This window comes from Saprospira sp. CCB-QB6, from assembly GCF_028464065.1.
Classification (GTDB): Bacteria; Bacteroidota; Bacteroidia; order Chitinophagales; family Saprospiraceae; genus Saprospira.
This window is the reverse complement of the sequence record NZ_CP116808.1, coordinates 1696919-1715341: the sequence shown is the minus strand read 5'-3', so window position 1 is coordinate 1715341 and position 18423 is coordinate 1696919. Positions and strand designations below refer to the sequence as shown.

Here is an 18423-nt window from a genome sequence, read left to right as displayed (position 1 = left end):
CTATCCCCTCCAATCATGACCAAAAGCAAAAGAGCATTGCCGCTTTGCTGCTGATTTGGACCAATGTCTAGCTGCCTATCCCCTCTGGGGGTTTCCCCAAGGCGATTGGAGGCGGCAAATTAGCGTGGGGAAATCCCCCAAGGCGTTTGGATTTTTCCGACTAGCGTGGGGAAATTCCCCAAGGCGTTTGGCTTTTTCCGATTAGCATGGGGAAATTCCCCAAGGCGTTTGGCTTTTTCCGATTAGCATGGGGAAATTCCCCAAGGCGTTTGGATTTTTCCGATTAGCGTGGGGAAATTCCCCAAGGCGTTTGGATTTTTCCGATTAGCGTGGGGAAATTCCCCAAGGCGTTTGGATTTTTCCGATTAGCGTGGGGAAACTCCCCATGGCGTTTGGATTTTTCCGATTAGCGTGGGGAAACTCCCCATGGCGTTTGGATTTTTCCGATTAGCGTGGGGAAATTCCCCATGGCGTTTGGATTTTTCCGATTAGCTTGGGATAGCTGTTTAAGGCCCTATCTTTTTTCTGGACCAGCCCTACGACAGTTTAGCTAGGCTCGCTTAAAAACAACATATTGAAAACCCTTGTATTTTTGGGCCAAGAATCCTGCAGCCTAAAGGCTGCAGGGCCATAGCTGTAGGTTGAAACCTACAGCCAATTAACGAATGCCTTTTAATATAGTATGGAGGGTTAAAACCCTCCATAAATAAACATCTGTTAGGCTGCCTCAATCATAAATGCAGCAATTCTGAGGGCCGTTAAAAGCTGTGGAGGGTTGAAACCCTCCACGCTATGGATCGAGGATGTTTTTTGTTGTATGGCTGTAGGTTTCAACCTACAGGCCTATGTAGCAGGCGGCGAAGCCGCCGCAGGCCTAGCGATGCGAAAGGGGGCGGCGAAGCCGCAGACCAAGGCCGTCAGGCTGCAGGGCCGAGCGACCCGACCAACGGGAGCCGACGCAGCGAAGCAAGTAACAGCGAGCCCTGAAGCGTAGCGCCTGCCGCAGGCAGGAGGCCCCAAAATAGCAGCGAGCAGCGACAACAAGGACTTTAGTCCGTCTTCGACGACCGGAGGAAGTAAGGCCCCAAAAAAAACAACTCATTTATCAGAAAAGAAAAAAACAACCTATTTTAGCCCGGCTTGTTAAAACCAAAAAGCAAGACAAAATATGGCATATAAAAGCATGAAACAGGCCCTCTTAGATTTAGAGCAGACAGGGCAATTGGTCCGAATAAAGCAAGAGGTTGATCCTTATTTGGAAATGGCGGAAATTCATTGGCGAGTATTTGATGCCAAGGGGCCCGCTATCCTTTTTGAGAATGTGAAGGGCAGTAAATTCCCTGCTGTATCTAATTTATACGGCACTTTTGAGCGGACCCGTTTCTTGTTTCGCCATACCTTGGCCAAGGTGCAAAAGGTCATCGAGTTGAAAATTGACCCCATGCAGTTGATGAAAAAGCCGGGGCGTTATCTTGGCACGCCCTTTACGGCCCTGACGGGCCTGCCCCGAAAAGCTTGGAGCAAGCCCGTAAAATATGGAGAATGCAAGATCTCGGACCTGCCACAAATTCAGGCTTGGCCCATGGATGGCGGGGCATTTATTACCCTGCCGCAGGTATTGAGTATGCCGCCCAAAGACCGCAATGTGATGCACTCTAATTTGGGGATGTATCGCATTCAGTTGTCGGGCAATGATTATAAAATGGATGAAGAAATTGGTTTACATTACCAAATTCATCGGGGAATTGGGGTGCATCATAGCCAATACAACCAAACAGATGATCCTTTTAAGGTCAGTATTTTTGTGGGGGGACCGCCCTCTCATGCTTTTTCTGCCATTATGCCTTTGCCTGAGGGCTTATCGGAAATGACCTTTGCGGGGCTGTTGAATGGTCGGGCCTTTCGCTACTTTTGGGAGGATGATTATTTGCTTTCTGCCGATGCTGATTTTTGCATTACGGGAGAGGTAGTCAAGGGCCAGAAAAAGCCTGAAGGGCCTTTTGGCGATCATTTGGGCTATTATAGTTTGACGCATGATTTTCCCTATATGAAGGTGGACAAGGTTTATCATCGGAAAGATGCCGTTTGGCATTTTACAGCAGTTGGCCGCCCACCAGCAGAGGACTCTAGCTTTGGTTATTTGATTCATGAGCTGGTCAAGGAGCTCACGCCCCAAGAGTTTCCAGGCCTTAAAGATATACATGCCGTAGATGCGGCGGGTGTGCATCCGCTTTTGCTGGCTGTAGGCAGCGAGCGCTATATGCCCTTTAGAGAGCGGCAGCCAGAGGAAATCTTGACCATAGCGAATCGGATTTTGGGCAGTGGGCAAACCTCATTGGCCAAATTTCTCCTCATTGCTGCCGATGGCGATCGTCCACAGCCCTTAGATACGCATGATATGCCCGATTTTTTCCAGCACGTACTCGAGCGGATCAATTGGGAGCGGGATCTGCATTTTCAGACCAAAACCACCATCGACACCCTAGATTATTCAGGTTCTGGTTGGAACCAAGGCTCAAAAGTCGTCATGGCTTGTTGTGGACCAAAATTGCGGGAGCTTGGGCGAGAATTGCCTAGACATCTGCGTTTGCCTGAAAACTTTAAGTCGCCTCAGCTCGTTTTACCTGGGGTATTGGCTATTCAAGCAGCGGCTTTTAAGGACCAAGCAACGGCCAAAGCGGAGCTCAATCAATTGAACAGCGAATTGGCGGGCCAAGATTTAGAGCAGTTTCCACTGATTATTTTGGCCGATGATTCGGCCTTTATGGCCCAAACACTCAACAACTTTTTGTGGGCGGCTTTTACCCGGGCCAATCCTTCTCATGATATTTATGGGGTCAATAGTTTTGTGGAGTTTAAGCATTGGGGCTGTAAGGGACCTTTGATTTTGGATGCCCGCATCAAGCCGCATCATGCACCAGTACTAGAAATGGATCCAGCCGTCAGTAAAAAGGTGGATCAATTATTTGCAAAAGGGGGCGTTCTCGCCCATATAAAATAAAAGCTATGGGATTTTTTGATCAGTTATTTGGAAAGCAGGGGGGCGAGGAGCAGCAAGCGGCCCTGCCTTGGCAGCCTTTGCGCAGCCTAAACGATTTGGAGGCGGCTTTGGCCCAATCGGAAAACGAAAAGATCGTTTTGTTTAAACATAGTACTCGCTGTTCTATCAGCTCGATGGCCAAAAAAAGGCTAGAACGAAGCTGGGATTATGCGGAGGGGCAGGGGCCAAAGATGTACTTTTTGGACCTCATCGCCTACCGAGAAATCTCTAACGCCATCGCCGAAGAATTGGGCGTAATGCACCAATCTCCGCAATTGATTGTGGTCCAAAATGGGCAGGCCCTGATGGATTGTTCTCATTCTGATATTCGCTGGGAGGAATTGCAGGCAGTACTTTAGGTTTTGGGGCTGCTCTCGGCGGGTTAAAACCCACCGCAAGCAAGGTATCGCTTTGCGAAGATCTATCAATGAGGGTTAAAACCCTCATGAATTTTGGGCGGGTCGGGCTGTGTCGCAGCTCGCTACTCGCTCGGCCCTTCACAAAAAATGCTGCGCATTTTTTGCTCGGTCTGGCCCTGCGGGCCACTGCTGTCCATCCCTCAGCCGGGGCGGGCAAAGCCCGCCTCTGGACCATAAAAAAGGCCAAACCCAGAAGGGTTTGGCCTTTTGCTTTAGTCGACTGGAGGGGGAGGAATGATTTTCCAGTCATAGTCATCTATTTCTGCATCATCTTGAATATCCTCCTCTTCATAGTAAATTTGTTGCTCTTGAATGAGCAGCCCCAATTTATTCAATTGCATAGCAATTAGGGCTTCTACTTTAGGCTCTAGCTCGGCTAACTGATAGCCTTTTAGGCTTTGCTCTTGCTCTAGAGCGGCTAAAGCTGCTTGGAGGCTAATGTTAGTCATAGCAATTTATTTTTTACTTAAAAGCCAGCCTTAGCCGAAACCTCTAGCATACGATCGATACATTTTCTACCTTCTACAATCTGTTTTTCTTGTAGGTGGATTTCGGGCAGTTCGTGCTTCATGCAGAGGTAAAGTTTCTCCATCGTATTGCGCTTCATGTGGGGGCATTCGTTGCAGGCGCAAGTATTATTGGGTGGAGCGGGAATAAAGGTCTTTTCGGGATTGGCCTTTTCCATTTGGTGGATAATGCCCACTTCGGTAGCGACGATAAACTCCTTAGCTGTAGACTCGGCCGTAAAGCGTAGCAAAGAGCTGGTAGAGCCTACATGATCGGCCATATCGAGGAGGTGGGCCTCACATTCGGGATGGGCAATAAGTAGGGCGTTGGGATGGCGTTCTTTGAGTTTAACGATCTTTTCTTGAGAGAAAATTTCATGGACCATGCAGGAGCCGTTCCAGAGAATCATATCGCGGCCCGTTACCTTATTGAGGTAAGCGCCAAGATTTTTATCGGGAGCGAAGATGATGGGTTTATCTTCGGGAATGCTATCAATGATTGCTTTGGCATTGGTAGAGGTACAGCAAACATCGGTTAGGGTTTTGAGGTCTGCGGTACAGTTAATATAGCTCACCACCACATGATCGGGATGTTTTTCCTTAAACTTGGCGAAAATGGGAGCGGGGCAAGAGTCGGCTAGAGAGCAACCTGCTTTGAGGTCAGGCAAAAGCACCTTCTTGCTAGGGTTGAGCATTTTGGCGGTTTCGGCCATAAAGTGGACCCCAGCAAAGACGATAATATCGGCATCGGTATTGGCGGCTTGTTGGGCTAGGCCGAGGCTATCGCCAATATAATCGGCAATATCTTGGATTTCGCTTTCTTGGTAATAGTGGGCCAAAATAATGGCGTTCTTTTCCTTTTTGAGTTTTTCAATTTCTTGGACGAGGTCCAGAGTAGGATCTACTTCTAGATCTAGAAAACCGTTAGCGTTGAGGTTTTCTTGGGCATTTTGCAAGAGTTGGCTCATAATCAGTGTCAATTATATGAAAAGTGGAAGCCTGAATTCAGGACAAAAAAAGGCGATTTAGAGGGTTGAAGGCCCGCAGGCCTAGCGATGTGCAGCAGTGGCCCGCAGGGCCAGACCGAGCCGCTGAAAGCGGCGAAGGGCCGAGCGAATAGCGAGCTGCGGAACGTAGCGCCGCAAGGCGAAGCCGCAGCGGAGGCCCCAAATACTAAACAAATATAAGCTTATTTTTAGAATTAAACTAAGCTTTGCTTTAGTTCTAAACTAAGTAGGGCGAAAGAGGTTCAATAAATTGAGGAAGAATTTAATAATTCTGAAAAAGTTGTATCTTGAAATTAGGCAAGCAAACATAAACAAAAGAGAGGCTATGCAAGTAAAAAGTAGGGTAGAGCAATCAGCTTTGAGTGATGAGGAATTGGTGCAATTGATTGTGCAGCAGGGCCAAAGTGATTTATTTGGGATTTTGTATGATCGTTATGCGCCTTTGGTGTATCGGAAGGCGGTTTCCTTGGTGAAGCGGGAAGCTTTGGCGGAGGATTTGACGCATGATATTATGATTAAGATCTTTACCAAATTATCGCAATTTGAGGGGCGGGCCAATTTTTCTTTATGGGTCAATACGATTTCTTATAATCATTGTATGCAGCATTTTCGGCAAAACAAGCGAAGGAAAGAAGAGGAAGTGCCGGAGGAGTTTGATGTGATGAGTGAGGATGACATTGAGGCTGAGCAGCAAGAATTATTGGCGGCCAATGTAAAAGAATTGGAGCGTTGTCTGGCCAATATCAAAAAAGATTATAGTGTAGTTTTGTCTATGCGATATTATGCAGAGATGAGCATTAAGCAAATGGCGGAGGCCCTAGAAATGGGGGAAAGTGCCATTAAGATGCGTTTGAAGCGGGGCCGAGAGTGGTTGGCCTCTTGTATTTCTCCAGCAAAAAAATAGAGAAGATGAAAGATTTGTTTAAAAGCATGCATTTGGACAAGCAGCCGCCCGAAAAATTAAAGACGGTAGTCATTTCGGAGCTAGAGACTTTTAGGTTGATTGGGGATGTTTTGGAACTATTTGGGCCAACGTTTTTTAAAACCAATTTTCAGTTATTAGGAGATTGCACAGAAAAAGTAGATAAAAAAGAAGAATAAAGTGACCAACAGCTTTTGTTGGGCTCTAATCAATAAGACGGGCTATTGGTCAACAATAGGCCACAATTTTTTGTTAATCATGGGAGATATTAGTAAGTGGACCGAGTTGTTTTTTGCTTCACTACAGGCAACAACCTCGGCAATTATGGCGGCCCTACCTGCTTTATTTGGGGCACTTTTTGTTTTTCTAGGCGGGTTATTTATAGCCAAATTGATCAATAAAGGCCTACGGAAATTGCTCAAAACGGCTCGGTTTGATCAGTTGGCGGAACGGATTCAGCTCTCTTCTTTTCTAGAGAAGGCCAATATTAAGCAAACGCCTAGTGAGCTGATGGGAAAATTGGCGTATTGGCTAGTGATGTTGCTGGTAATTACCACTGCTTCGGATATTTTGGGTTGGACCGTCATCTCTAAAGAGATTTCTAAGCTCATTAGCTATTTGCCTACGCTCTTTTCGGCTATTATACTCTTTATTATTGGGGGCTTTGCGGCGGGTTTGGTTCGAGATGTCATTAAAGGGGCTACAGCTTCTTTGGGCATTGGTGCGGGCAAGATCATTAGCCAAGTGGTCTACTATATGATATTTATCGTAATTAGTTTGACGGCCTTACAACAGGCGGGTATTGATACCTCGATCATTAGTTCTAATCTCTTTATTATTTTGGGTGCCATTATGGGCTCTGCGGCCATTGCCTACGGCTTTGCATCTAGAGATGTCTTGGCCAATATTTTGGCGGGTTTTTATGGCAAGCGGCTGTTTGAAGTAGGCCAAGAGGTCGAGATCAAAGGCATTCGCGGCGAAATCATCGATATTAGCAGCATAGCCATTACCTTGCAAACCAAGGACGAAAAAGTGGTGATCCCCAGCCAAAAGTTTATTCAAGAAGAAGTAAAAATATATAAACAAGCTAGTGGTGACTAGCCCAATCAAACAACTATGAAGTACTTATTCCCCATTCTATTTTTTTGCTGCGCCAGCTCCCTTTTTGGGCAGCATAAAGCCGTTAGTTTTGACTATGAAAAGGCGGCTTTCAATAATAACCAACCGCTGCCAGCCGAAACGCATATTTTGTTGCAAGGCAAGGCGCCGCAGGATGTCAATTATGTAGAAATTGCGGTCTATAATGATAAGGGCAGCGAAAAACGTCTACCGCTCTATGTGGCGGCCTGGAAACGTCCCTTTGATAAGCTGACCACGGAGTTTAATCTCCCTATCAATTATAAGCTGCGGGGAAGTACCGAATACGATTTTAAAATTAGCTTTTTTCGGCCCATCAATGCCGCCGAACAACAGGCTTTGAAAACACAACTCTATCAGCATTTAGATGCTTATTTGGAGCAAACCTTTGGCCTGAGCAAGAGCAGTATTCAGCTCAACAGAAGCAATCATCAAGTTATGACCGATCTGAATAAGATTGTCAAAACAGGCCTAAAACACTACCGCAGCGCCGCCAATATTCAGTTTGATGGCTTTTCTGATATCATCAAACAGACGCTTCGCCAAATCGAAAAGGCCAAATTGTCTAAGGGAAAGTTTCTCTTTTTGGGCAAAAGTAAGGATGAGGCCCGAATCGAATACCGCAAAAAACTCATCGCCGATCTCAAAACGCTCATTCATGGCGAATTGGACCAAATTCTCAATACCAATTTGGCCAAATTGAGCGATAGCCGCTATATCAACGATTATGAAACGGAGAAAACTGACCGACAGCTGTCTATCCAACTCGGCTATGGCGGCACTTATGTAGAGGGCGACTTTTCTAATCTTTCCATCGGCAGCTCGGCCTTTATCGGCCTGGCGTTTCCATTGGGCAAGCGCGCTTTTGCGCCCCGCATTCTCAGCAATACGGCTATCACGGTGGGCGCTTATGTCAACAATTTTAGAGACCTAGGCCAAAATGGCAACGATCTCAGTGGTCCTATCTTCAAACGCCCAGTATACTTAGGGCTCAGCCACAAACTCTATCAGTTTATTTACCTCAATGCAGGCGCCACTTTCTTGGAAGAGGCCAATACGGCAGGCCAGATTTCTGGTCTGGGCAGCCGGGTCTATGTGCGCCCAAATTTTGGCATTAGTGTACAAATTAACTTGACGGCTAAGTTAGAGCGTTAATTATTTTTTTGGGGCCTGCGGGCTACGCCCGCCGCTCCCTTTCGGGGCTCGCAGGTCTGCTCGGCCCTGCGCCGCCTTCGGCGGCTGGGTCTGGCCCTTCGGGCCACCCCTACAGGCAGCTAGGCCTGCGGCGGCTTCGCCGCCTGTCCACCGCAAAACTTCCTCCCTCAATTAAACGCTTCTTCCTATGTCTAAATATCTCCCTTTACTTGCCGCTTTTTTATTGAGTACGGCCCTTTTGCAGGCCCAACAAACCGATTTTCACTGGAAAATTGGCGCCTCTACGGGCTTTAGCCAATATTATGGCGACCTCAACCAACGGCTCTGGACCAATCAATCCGCCTACCAAAATGTTGAGGAAATGGCCAGCTATTTAAGTTATCAAATTGCGCTAGAAAAACGCCTGTCTGCAGCTTGGACCCTCCGCTTTTCGGGCAGTAGCCACCTGATGCGGACCAATGACCGCTACCAAAATCGAGCAGGAGAGCTTCAAACCGATGATCCTTATTTTTCTCGGGCCCTCAATGCCGAAATGAAGGTCTATAGCGGCCAAGTCGATTTTGTTTATTATACCGATAACGGGCGAGTGTTTGGACCCAATGCTTTTTGTACGCCCTTTTTCTCTTTGGGTTTAGGTTTTAGCCATTTCAGCAACAAAGCCGATTTGTACTTAGCCAATGGGCAACGCTATCATTATTGGTCTAATGGCCGCATTTATAATTTGGCCGAAAATGACCCTAATGCCAATCTCGCTTTTGAAATTGAGCAGGATGGCATTTTTGAAACCGATTTGCGAGCACTAAAAACGGAGGGCCAAGCTTATTCGCCTTGGACCTGGCAGACGAGTTTGGGCTTTGGGCTTAAATTCCGTTTAGCGCAACGCCTGAGCTTACAACTGCAAACACAGTTGTTCTATACCTTTAGCGATTATTTGGATGATGTCAGTGGCGATTATCCCGATAACTACAACAGTACGGCCCAAGCCTATGCAGCTAATCCCAGCAACCAACAGGGCCAAAAAAGAGGAACAGATAATCGAAATTTTGATGCCTTTACCTATAATTCCCTAGGGCTTTATTATAGCTTTGGTTGGAGCAGTAGTGCATTTGATGCGCCCATCATTTTTACCAATGAAATGAGCTTGCTCCAAACAAGAGAAGCCGCCCAAGCGGCAGACAGCAGTCAAGCTACGACACAAAAAAATGAGTTGGAAAAAGGGGCGGCAACTCCGCCTGAAGGAACTTATCCAGCTACTCCAGCGGCCAATCATTTGGCCAATCGCTTAGCGCTTTTGGAGGCGGAGCAGCGGCAGCAAGAACTTTTATTGGTCCAAGAAAAAGAGGCCCAAAACATAGAAAGCCTTCGGAATGAGCTGCTCAGAGAGCAGGCTCTTTTGCGGGAGCAGCTAAAGCATGAGCAAGCTTTAAATGAACTGCGTTGGGAGTGGTTGAGGCAGCAAAAAGGGGGACAAAACATAGAAATTAGGACCATAGACAGTTTGCCTAGCCTCATTAAGCGGGATACGATTTATCAAGTGGATACGGTCTATAGAGAGAAGCAATTGGTCCAAATAGATACAGTAGTAGAAGCGGGCCAAAGTCGGGTAGATACAGTTTATCAGCAAGAGCGGGAAGTAGAAGTAATTCGAGATACACTGGTCCAAATAGACACTGTGTTTTTGACACAAACGCAAACAGAGTTGATAGAGCGAGATTCAGTGATCATCATCAAGCAAGAGATTCCGCGTTTTGATAGTAGTGAGCAGGCTCAGCTCTTGGCTTTAAACAAGCAATTGGAATTAATTGATATGCAAATGCGGGATTCTAGTCAGCAGTTATTGGACCTGCAAGTTAGTTTGGCCAATTTGGGTTTAGCTTTGCGGGGGATCAATGAGGGGGCAAATGATAGTCTTTTGGCTGCGGCGGAGGCTGATCGTTTGCGATTAGAGCAGGAATTACAGCGGGCCAGAGATCAGCGGGATACTACGATTATACATTATGATAATAAGCAGGAGTTGCAGGAAAAGTTGGCCCAATTGCGATTAGATTTGGAAAAAATGCGTCGAGATTCTGTGACCAGAGCAGAAGAAGAGCGTCTAGTAGTTGTTGATACTGTTTATCGGCAGGTAGCAGATTCGGCGGCTTTGATGGAATTGGCCTTAAAAACCAAGGAATTAGCTGATTTGAAGGCCGCTTTGGCCCAGAAAGAAGCTGAAATCGCGCAATTGCCTCAGGTTCAGAATGAGGCAGAGTTAGCGGCCTTGCAGGCAGAAAATCATCGGTTGAAGCAAGAATTGTTAGAAATTAAGCAATCTGTGGGGATGTTAGGCGATTTAAATCGGCAGTTAAAAGGGCAGCCGATGGCTAAGGTTGGGCAATATAGTAGTCGGATCTACTTTGCGAATGCTTCGGCGGACTTGAGTGTACAGGCTCAGCGGAGTTTGGATCTTATTGGGAGTATATTGCGTCAGCAGCCGAATTTAAAGTTAGACATATCGGGTTATGCGAGCAAGACGGGCAACAGTGCTAAAAATGAGGCTTTATCTGTTGCGCGGGCGGAGGCAGTCAAGCGATATTTGCTGCAGACTTCGCAGATAGCGGCGGATCGGATTAGTGTAGCGGCTTTTGGCGAGCGGAAATCGGAGGGGAATGCCTTAGAGGATCGTCGGGTAGAGTTGAGTTTATACTAGTGGTCCAGTTTTGGGCGCCCGCAGGGCAGCAGTTCTCGGCCTTAGGCCGATGTTGAGCGGGCCGCAGGCCCGCCGCAGGCCTAGCTGCCTGTAGGGGTGCCGCGCAGCGGCCGACCCAGGCGGCAAAGCCGCCGCAGGGCCGAGCAGACCTGCGAGCCCCGAAAGGGAACGGCCTGAGCGAAGCGAGGGCAGGCCCCAAAATTTAATTAAATAAACGTTTAATTATAATGGTTCTAAAAGCTTAACTTTAGAGCTGTTTGTTATTTAGTTGGAAACTAAATCTTATCAATTTGTTAAGGTCTATTTTTAACATTATTTGGCCTTTTTAGATATAGAAATATTTTATAGCTTTGCATTGCTATTGGTTAACGCCCCTCCTTAATCACTTAACTTATAGTAAAAGAACAACTTACTAATTTTATGCGATCCCTATTATTGCTTATTTTCCCCTTGCTTTATATTGTTCCTTTATTTGGGCAATTGGAAGCTAGTATTAACGAAGAGTTTCGGACGCTTTCGGAGGGTAGTCAGTCGGCTTTTGTGATGAGTTTGCCGACGGGGGATAGTAAGTTTGTAAAAAAGGCTTGGGCGAATTATAGTAAGAAGAAATTCAAGCAAAAGGCCAAGTATGAGAAGGGGCAGGACCGTATGTTTACGGATGATGCGCGGATTAAGGACATGAGTACAAACACCGTTGATTTGTATGTGCGGACGGTAATTGTGTCGGAGGATAGTTTAGAATTTGTGTTTTGGTGTGATTTGGGGGCGGTTTATTTATCGAGTAAAGAATATCCTAAGCGGGCGAATTTAGCTCGGGAGTATATGCAAGATTTTGCGAGTGTTATTTTCTTAGATTTATTGAAGGCTAGAGAAAAGGCGGAGAAAGCTGCGTTAAAGTTGCAGGAAAAAGAAGCAAAGAAGCAAGAAAAGGCTATTGTAAAATTGGCCAAGCAGATAGAAAAATATAGAGAAGAGATAGCAAAAATAGAGGTTCGGATTGGGGAAGTGGAGGAGGATAAAGGGAAAGAGGAGGAAGTTTTGCTAGAGCAGCGGGCGGCTATTGAGTTGCAGGAGGAAAAGATTAAGGAAACGCAGGAAGCGATTCAGATACAAAAGAAAAAGACATAATAATCCCTTTATAAAATACTTGAAGAACAAGTGTACTGTGCTGCTGAAATAATGCGGTAAAATAGAGTGGCCCTCCCTAAGGCCTTGGTACAAGGTTTTTTCTAAGTGACTATCCCTAATGGTCTAGAGAAAGCTGGTGTATTATAGAAGAAACAAGTTCTTATAGTTGGTTTTTGAGTTTTGGAATTGGTTGATGAGGGCTGCCGTTAGGCGGCCCTCATCTTTTTTTTTAGTGGGGGCAATATCGTTTAGGGGAGATTAAGTTTTGGGGATCTAGGCTATTTTTGATTTGTCCGATTGTGTGCCAGAAGTTATCCTCTGTATTTTGGCAAAAGTGGGCCATTTGTTCCGTGGAGAGTCGGTAGGGAAAAATGCTTAATTTTTCGGCTGCTTCTTGGAGGACTCTTTGGCTCCATTTTTTTGCATTTTGGGTAGCTTCAGGATCATTTCGATTAAAATATACGCGGAAAAAGCCTTCGAAAGTAGTTTCATCTAGGCTAGCTAGATTATAAAATGGGCGGAGGTTCATATCGAGGCTAATCTCGTAGATAAGTTCCATAAGTTCTAGGCAGGAGGCCCCATGAAAAGGAACGGCGAGAAGAGCTACGGCCATACCTGGAAATTTTTTGTTGGTATCTACTTCTTGGGCTGATTGCACAGAAGTTTGTTGGAGTTTGGCCATAGTTTGTATACTATAGTCGGAGGGGATACCATTATAGAGATCTCTCAGAACTTCTTGATAGGGATGGTTACAGCTTGTTTTGCTATCGCTGCGGATAAATTCAATTTTTTGGCAAAACTGAGCTAATTCTAAAGATAGTTCTGTTTGTAAAAACTCGAGCAGGCTACTGCTGCCAGAGAAAGAGCCGATAAGCGTCCATTGTCCGTTATAATCAAAGGGGTTACCTTCAGTAGTTCGGGGATCATTTTTATTGGTGAGGAGAATCCCTTCATTGAGCATATTATCTTGTCGGAGTTGTCTCAATTTTTGGATAATAGGGATAAGTTGTTCCTCTTGGAAGTCGGCAAAAAAGAGAAGTCCAGTACTTTTGGGTTGTAATTGGATAACGGCTCTACTGACAATGCCCAAATTAGATTGGGTAAATAATCCGTTGAGGTCAGGGCCTATACCTGCTGCATAATAGAGTGGTGGTGGGGAGCTAGGGGTTTTATGAAAATGCCAGAGGCCAGTTTGTAGCCATTGGCCAGAAGGGAGTAAGACTTCAAGGCCGAGGAGGCGTTGTCGTCTATGGAAGAAGGCAGAAGCGCCGCGATCTAGAATATTACCAACAATAGCTGTTGATTTTGAAGAACCTGTGAGAGGAAATTTTAGGGCTAGTTGATGTTCTTGAAGATAGTCATTGAGATCTTCTTGAGTAACGCCAGCACCAATAATAGCATATTCTAGGTCTTCAGATACTTCTATAGATTTCCATTGACTAAGGTTAATTAAAACGGCTGGACCTGTTACGGGGAGTTTAGACCCTAGTCCCCAATTAAAGCCAGAGCTAATAGGGTAGAGTTTAAAGTTTTCTTCTTGAGCTAAGGTTAAAATAGCCGCTAGTTCCTCTTTATTTGTAGGACGGAGTTCTGCAATAATATCTGGGGCTTGATATTCTGTAAGGTTTTCCTTAGCTGATTGGGGGGCCATAGATATAGCGGTGGCTGGAAGAACACTTAAAAAGCATTCTTCTAAGGTGGGAGTTGAGTACATTTTTATTTAGAATTAGTTGCAAAAAGCTGCGCTAGCTTGAGCAGGTTGAAGAGATAAATCTAATTCCATTAAAGTAGAAGTATAGCGATCATCAGGATAGCAATACTCACTTCTCCCCAATGCATTGGGGACAGGGCTAAAGCCATATTCTCGAAAAATCCCTTTTGTATGTTGGGGAGGCATGGCCAGTAAATAATCTAGTTGCATTTTTTCCCCTTGATCTATACAAAGGCCAATCAAATGTTGTAGTAATCCGCGCTTTCTTGCTGTAGGAGCAACCCAAGCACCGCAAATTTCTGCTAATCGGCCTTTGTGGCGGCCAATTTTAGGGAGTAAGTCTGGGCTATCTACAGAAATAGCATGACAAAGGGGAAGCTCATAAGGTTGTTGCTCTAAACGCTCTAAACGAATTCCAGCCAGCATCTCATCTGACTCATCATAAGCGACAAAAACAGTAACAGCTGGCCGCTGATACCAAGGCGATAGGGTTGAGCCCAATGGGCCAACGCCAAATGCAGCTAAGACTTCCAAATGCTTTCGATGGTAGTCTGCAGACAATTTAGGTTCTGTTATAGCATCAAATTGCTTGATGCTATAATTAAAGTAGGGGGAATGGAAAAACATAGTAACCGTGGTTCTGAATTAGCTAAGATAGGTAGTAGTTAATTGTGCGGTCGGTCTCCATATATTTGTTAGGCAGTTACAAATATATAAACTTATAGTTCTAAAAAATAATATAAAAGATACTTTTTGTTAAGCCGAAATTTAATTGGCTATGAAATCTCTAGGGGGATATAGTGACATGATTAGAACTTTGGTAGATTAAAAATCGTCTAAAGTAAAAGATGTAATCTTTGCTTTTTGTTACGGAATACATCATCTATTATGTATTTTTTGTTACCCTACAAGCATTTTTGGGATAGAAGCCAGTAGTATATTATGGAGATAATAATGTACATTTAAAAAGGCGTTTTTCTTGATATATACAAATAAGTGAATATTGTAGTGGTCTTAGATTAGTCCTACATTATAGAAGATTTTAGTCAAGATTCTACACCCATTTAATTCTGTACTCAAGAGGAGGTAAAATGATGAAAGAGAGAGTTGAAATGGCCTTCAAGTAAAGGCTTGCTTTTTTTTAATAAATTCTCGAAATAAAAAATAAAGAAGCAAGGCGTCAACTTTATAATTTAATCCGTAATTTAGCCGCCTAAAGGACAAATTTTGTCATTCAACACATAACTATTATAGGCTATGAATTTAGCTGATGCTATAGAACACACACTCCTAAAAGCAAATGCTAGCTCTTCTGACATTGAACAACTTTGTCAAGAAGCCGTGGATAACAACTTTGTTGGGGTCTGTATTCCTCCTTTCCACGTTAATACAGCAAAATACTTTTTATCCAATTTTGAGCAAAGACCCAAAATTGTGACGGTTATCGGCTTTCCGATGGGCTACTCTACTATCTCGGCAAAAGTAGAAGAGGCTAAAAGAGCAACTGCAGAAGGTGCCGATGAAGTCGATATGGTCGTTAATATTGCAGCTGTTATGGATGGCGAATGGAGTTATGTGCAAAATGATATTGACTCAGTAACGAGAGCAGTACATTTGCATGGTAGTACGCTCAAAGTAATTTTAGAAACTAGCCTGCTCGATAATATCCAAATGCAACGCCTTTGCGATATTTGTATGGAAATTGGAGTAGACTATGTCAAAACATCTACAGGTTTTCAAGCTGGAGCTAGCCCAGAAGTTGTACGCCAACTTAAAGGGTTTCTGAAAGGCTCTAACGTGAAAATTAAAGCTTCTGGTGGAATAAAAACACCCGAACAAGCCCTACAACTTATGCAAGCTGGCGCTAGTCGACTAGGTACTTCCTCTGGCCTAGAACTGATTCAAGTGCCCAAAAAATAAATCTTATGCGCCCCCTTTTATGCTGCATTTTTAGCTTCTTTTGTTTGCCTTTTGCTATTAGCCAACAAGCCATAGAAAAGAACGAGGAATCCCAAATTAGAAGACTACTAGACCTCCGTAAAGAACTCAATTTTAAAGAGGATCGGGAAATTAAAGCCTGGGGTATCCAACTAATGGTGAGCCGCGATAAATACGAACTGCTCGAAAAACAAAGCCGCTTTAACCGAAAAGAAGAAAAACAGGCTAACTGGACCTACCAGCAACCCTACTATCGACTCAATTGGGGAGCTTACTACACTAAATTAGAAGCCTATATGCAACTCCAAAAGGTAAAGGAAGATTTTCCCGGCGCCTTTGTCTATAAAAATAATCAGGCACAAGCTAGTGAGTTCTAAACAAGCTAACTGAAAACCTTTAGCCACTCTCCTTCGGATGAGTGGCCTTTTTTATGCCCAAAATAAGCAAATCCAAGACCTTCCTGATATAGACAAAACAGTTGGCATAATTATCCTTAACTTAGCCCAATAGCTTAATTTATCCATCTAAATCTATAAGCATGAATACCAATTCCCTTTATTTACCCTTCCTATTTTTGCTCTTAACTAACTTCTCCCTTTTTGCCCAAGAAGATGGTGAGTACTATTCCTTAAAAGAAGCTCTAGCCGCTAATCCCCAAGACGTACGCTCTCTAGACCTTTCTGAGGAAAGTTTCCAAACCCTCCCCAAAAGCCTAAACGCTTTCACTAAACTAAAAGAACTAAGTGTTAACGGAATCCAGCTTCAAGAAATTGGCGACTTTTGGGCCGCTTTCCCAGAATTAGAATACCTAGACCTCGACGATAATGAGATTAAATCTCTACCCCCAAGCTTTACTAAACTGCAAAAGCTGAAAACACTCTACTTAGCCGATAACCAACTTTCCGAAGAATCCCTCAAACAAATTGCTCAACTCAAAAACCTAGAGGAGCTTAATCTATCTAATAATAAAACACTTACAACAGCCAATTGGAATGCCCTCGCCAACTTACAAGAACTCAAAACAATCGAACTACTACGCCTAAAACTGAAAACTTGTCCAGATGTCCTCAGTAAATTACCAAAACTGAATTATGTCGATTTAGGCGAAAATGAAATCGAAAATGTCCAAATGACCTTTGGCCCAAGCTTTCACAATATAGACCTGAGCGACAACCCCCTACATACACTCGATATTCAAGCCCCCAACCTTAAAGAACTTTATCTCAACCGAACAAAAATTCAAATACTCCCCAAAAAACTCCCACAACTCTATTATCTGAGTATCGACAATGCAGAGATGCAGGAAATTCCTCGCCAAATTATGGCCTACACCCAACTCAAAGAACTAAGCCTTATCGGTAACAAAATTGGAGAACTCCCCCAAGGCCTAACCCAACTCCAACAACTAGAAGAACTCTACCTAAGCAATAATCAACTAATGGAATTACCCGCCTTTTTTGCCCAAATCCCTAACTTAACAGAACTCCATTTAGATAATAATATCATAGGAATCAATAATCTAAAGACTCCGATGAAAAAACTGAAACTCATCTACCTTAGCGATAATATTATCGATGCAGATTTCTTTAAAGGCGAATATATGCCCGCCCTAGAAGAACTCTACCTGACGAACTGTATGCTCACTAATTGCCCCAATTTTACAGGCGCCCCAAATCTAAAAACACTTTACCTCGATGAAAATATGATCGAAATTTTGCACCCCTCTCTTATCCAACTCAAAAAACTGGAAGAATTAGATGTCGCCAGCAACGAAAAACTAGTCTTCCCCAAAGGAATGGAAAATCTTCCCCTAACTAGCCTCAATATTTCCTCTTCAGTCAGCATTGATGATGTCCTAGAAGAAGATGTAGTCTATGATTTTCCCAGCTTTATTGCCAAACTCCCCAAATTAGAATCTCTAGAAATAGCCAATATTCCCTACAAAACAATTCCTAAAACCTGGGCCGCTAAATCTACTCTTATCTACCTAGATGTTTCTGGTACCAATATTCCCTACGAACAAATCAAAGAATTAGGCCTTTACCTCGATCAATGCGAGATTAGCTGGAAGTAATTACCCCCCAAATATGAAGCCCCATCTATTACCTAGTTGGGGCTTTTTATTTTTTCCCTTTTGGGGCCTCCCGCCTGCGGCGGGCGCTACGTTGCAGGGCTCGCTCTTCGCTCGGCCCTTCGCCAGCAAGCTGGCTCGGTCTGGCCTGACGGCCACCCTTCCACATCGCTAGGCCAAATAGACCTTATCATCTGACCTTTGCCTGTAAACGCTCTACCCAAAATTAAATGACCCGCTTGTAAAACCGAATAAACCAAATACGCGCTACTTGCAACTTCAACCGCTTAATCTCTGGCTTGAGCAAGTTGTTCCCTATGGTCATCTTAAACCGATAGTTCCCATTCCCCAATGCCTTGCCCGGCTTGTCAAATAATACTGTCCCCTTGACTTTGTTGTAGTCTTCCCCAACCTTGGTCGACTTAAACTGTATGTCTTTTATTTTCTCATTTTTCTTCCGCACTTTCGGAATATATTCCTTCAACGCCGCCTTAACTACTCGCTGAACCACAGGATGATCTACCGAAAACTTGATCTTCTGTGCAGAAACTGAACCCGAAAAAAGGAGTAGCAATAACCCCATCAATAAACTGATACGCATAAGCCTTGTTTTTTAATTGACTTTAATAAAAGATAAGATGAATATTAGTTGCGCCTAAAGCAAAAGTCGTATTTTTGCGCCTCATTAATGCCCGTAATT

General features: G+C 44.3%; 16 protein-coding genes. 11 read left to right on the top strand and 5 right to left on the bottom strand.

What is annotated here, in order from left to right:
• Nucleotides 1-1168 precede the first annotated feature (1168 nt).
• The gene (locus tag PPO43_RS06640) at nt 1169-3001 is read left to right on the top strand and encodes a UbiD family decarboxylase (RefSeq protein ID WP_272621030.1); all 1833 of its coding nucleotides are present in this window, start codon (nt 1169-1171) and stop codon (nt 2999-3001) included.
• 5 nt (nt 3002-3006) lie between these two features.
• Nucleotides 3007-3399 carry a bacillithiol system redox-active protein YtxJ gene (gene ytxJ, locus PPO43_RS06635; protein ID WP_015692137.1) on the top strand — a complete coding sequence of 131 codons (393 nt, stop codon included), beginning with the start codon at nt 3007-3009 and terminating at the stop codon, nt 3397-3399.
• 272 nt (nt 3400-3671) lie between these two features.
• Here ytxJ and PPO43_RS06630 read toward each other — a convergent pair whose 3' ends face one another.
• The gene (locus tag PPO43_RS06630) at nt 3672-3908 is read right to left on the bottom strand and encodes a hypothetical protein (RefSeq protein ID WP_015692134.1); all 237 of its coding nucleotides are present in this window, start codon (nt 3906-3908) and stop codon (nt 3672-3674) included.
• Between the two features lie 17 nt (nt 3909-3925).
• Nucleotides 3926-4933 (bottom strand): quinolinate synthase NadA, encoded by a 1008-nt coding sequence (nadA, locus tag PPO43_RS06625; RefSeq protein ID WP_272621029.1) that lies wholly within the window; start codon nt 4931-4933, stop codon nt 3926-3928.
• A gap of 364 nt (nt 4934-5297) precedes the next feature.
• On the opposite strand from nadA, the gene PPO43_RS06620 reads away from it, so the two are divergent.
• The 6 genes from PPO43_RS06620 to PPO43_RS06595 all read left to right on the top strand — a co-directional run bounded on the left by PPO43_RS06620 (nt 5298) and on the right by PPO43_RS06595 (nt 12003).
• Nucleotides 5298-5876: an RNA polymerase sigma factor gene (locus tag PPO43_RS06620; RefSeq protein WP_272621028.1), complete on the top strand. Its 579-nt coding sequence runs from the start codon at nt 5298-5300 to the stop codon at nt 5874-5876.
• A 5-nt stretch (nt 5877-5881) separates the two neighbouring features.
• On the top strand, nt 5882-6073 hold the full coding sequence (locus PPO43_RS06615; RefSeq protein ID WP_272621027.1) for a hypothetical protein: 192 nt from the start codon (nt 5882-5884) through the stop codon (nt 6071-6073).
• A 79-nt stretch (nt 6074-6152) separates the two neighbouring features.
• Entirely contained in the window at nt 6153-6995 is an 843-nt protein-coding gene (locus PPO43_RS06610) for a mechanosensitive ion channel family protein (RefSeq protein WP_272621026.1), read from the top strand.
• Between the two features lie 15 nt (nt 6996-7010).
• Nucleotides 7011-8186: a hypothetical protein gene (locus PPO43_RS06605; RefSeq protein WP_272621024.1), complete on the top strand. Its 1176-nt coding sequence runs from the start codon at nt 7011-7013 to the stop codon at nt 8184-8186.
• 187 nt (nt 8187-8373) lie between these two features.
• On the top strand, nt 8374-10875 hold the full coding sequence (locus PPO43_RS06600) for an OmpA family protein (RefSeq protein ID WP_272621023.1): 2502 nt from the start codon (nt 8374-8376) through the stop codon (nt 10873-10875).
• A 420-nt stretch (nt 10876-11295) separates the two neighbouring features.
• Nucleotides 11296-12003: a hypothetical protein gene (locus PPO43_RS06595; protein WP_272621022.1), complete on the top strand. Its 708-nt coding sequence runs from the start codon at nt 11296-11298 to the stop codon at nt 12001-12003.
• Nucleotides 12004-12232: 229 nt separating this feature from the next.
• On the opposite strand, the gene PPO43_RS06590 is transcribed toward PPO43_RS06595, so the two are convergent.
• Together PPO43_RS06590 and PPO43_RS06585 are read right to left on the bottom strand one after the other, a co-directional pair.
• Nucleotides 12233-13717: an FAD-binding oxidoreductase gene (locus PPO43_RS06590; RefSeq protein ID WP_272621021.1), complete on the bottom strand. Its 1485-nt coding sequence runs from the start codon at nt 13715-13717 to the stop codon at nt 12233-12235.
• A 12-nt stretch (nt 13718-13729) separates the two neighbouring features.
• The gene (locus tag PPO43_RS06585) at nt 13730-14341 is read right to left on the bottom strand and encodes a GNAT family N-acetyltransferase (protein ID WP_272621020.1); all 612 of its coding nucleotides are present in this window, start codon (nt 14339-14341) and stop codon (nt 13730-13732) included.
• Nucleotides 14342-14971: 630 nt separating this feature from the next.
• Between PPO43_RS06585 and deoC the strand changes: the two genes are divergently transcribed.
• The 3 genes from deoC to PPO43_RS06570 all read left to right on the top strand — a co-directional run bounded on the left by deoC (nt 14972) and on the right by PPO43_RS06570 (nt 17726).
• Nucleotides 14972-15634: a deoxyribose-phosphate aldolase gene (gene deoC / locus PPO43_RS06580; protein WP_272621019.1), complete on the top strand. Its 663-nt coding sequence runs from the start codon at nt 14972-14974 to the stop codon at nt 15632-15634.
• A gap of 5 nt (nt 15635-15639) precedes the next feature.
• Nucleotides 15640-16029, top strand: a complete 390-nt coding sequence (locus PPO43_RS06575) for a sporulation protein (RefSeq protein WP_272621018.1) — start codon at nt 15640-15642, stop codon at nt 16027-16029.
• Between the two features lie 161 nt (nt 16030-16190).
• Complete coding sequence (locus PPO43_RS06570) at nt 16191-17726, top strand: leucine-rich repeat domain-containing protein (protein WP_272621017.1); 1536 nt, start codon at nt 16191-16193, stop codon at nt 17724-17726.
• Nucleotides 17727-17949: 223 nt separating this feature from the next.
• On the opposite strand, the gene PPO43_RS06565 is transcribed toward PPO43_RS06570, so the two are convergent.
• Entirely contained in the window at nt 17950-18324 is a 375-nt protein-coding gene (locus tag PPO43_RS06565; protein ID WP_272621015.1) for a hypothetical protein, read from the bottom strand.
• Nucleotides 18325-18423: the final 99 nt, after the last annotated feature.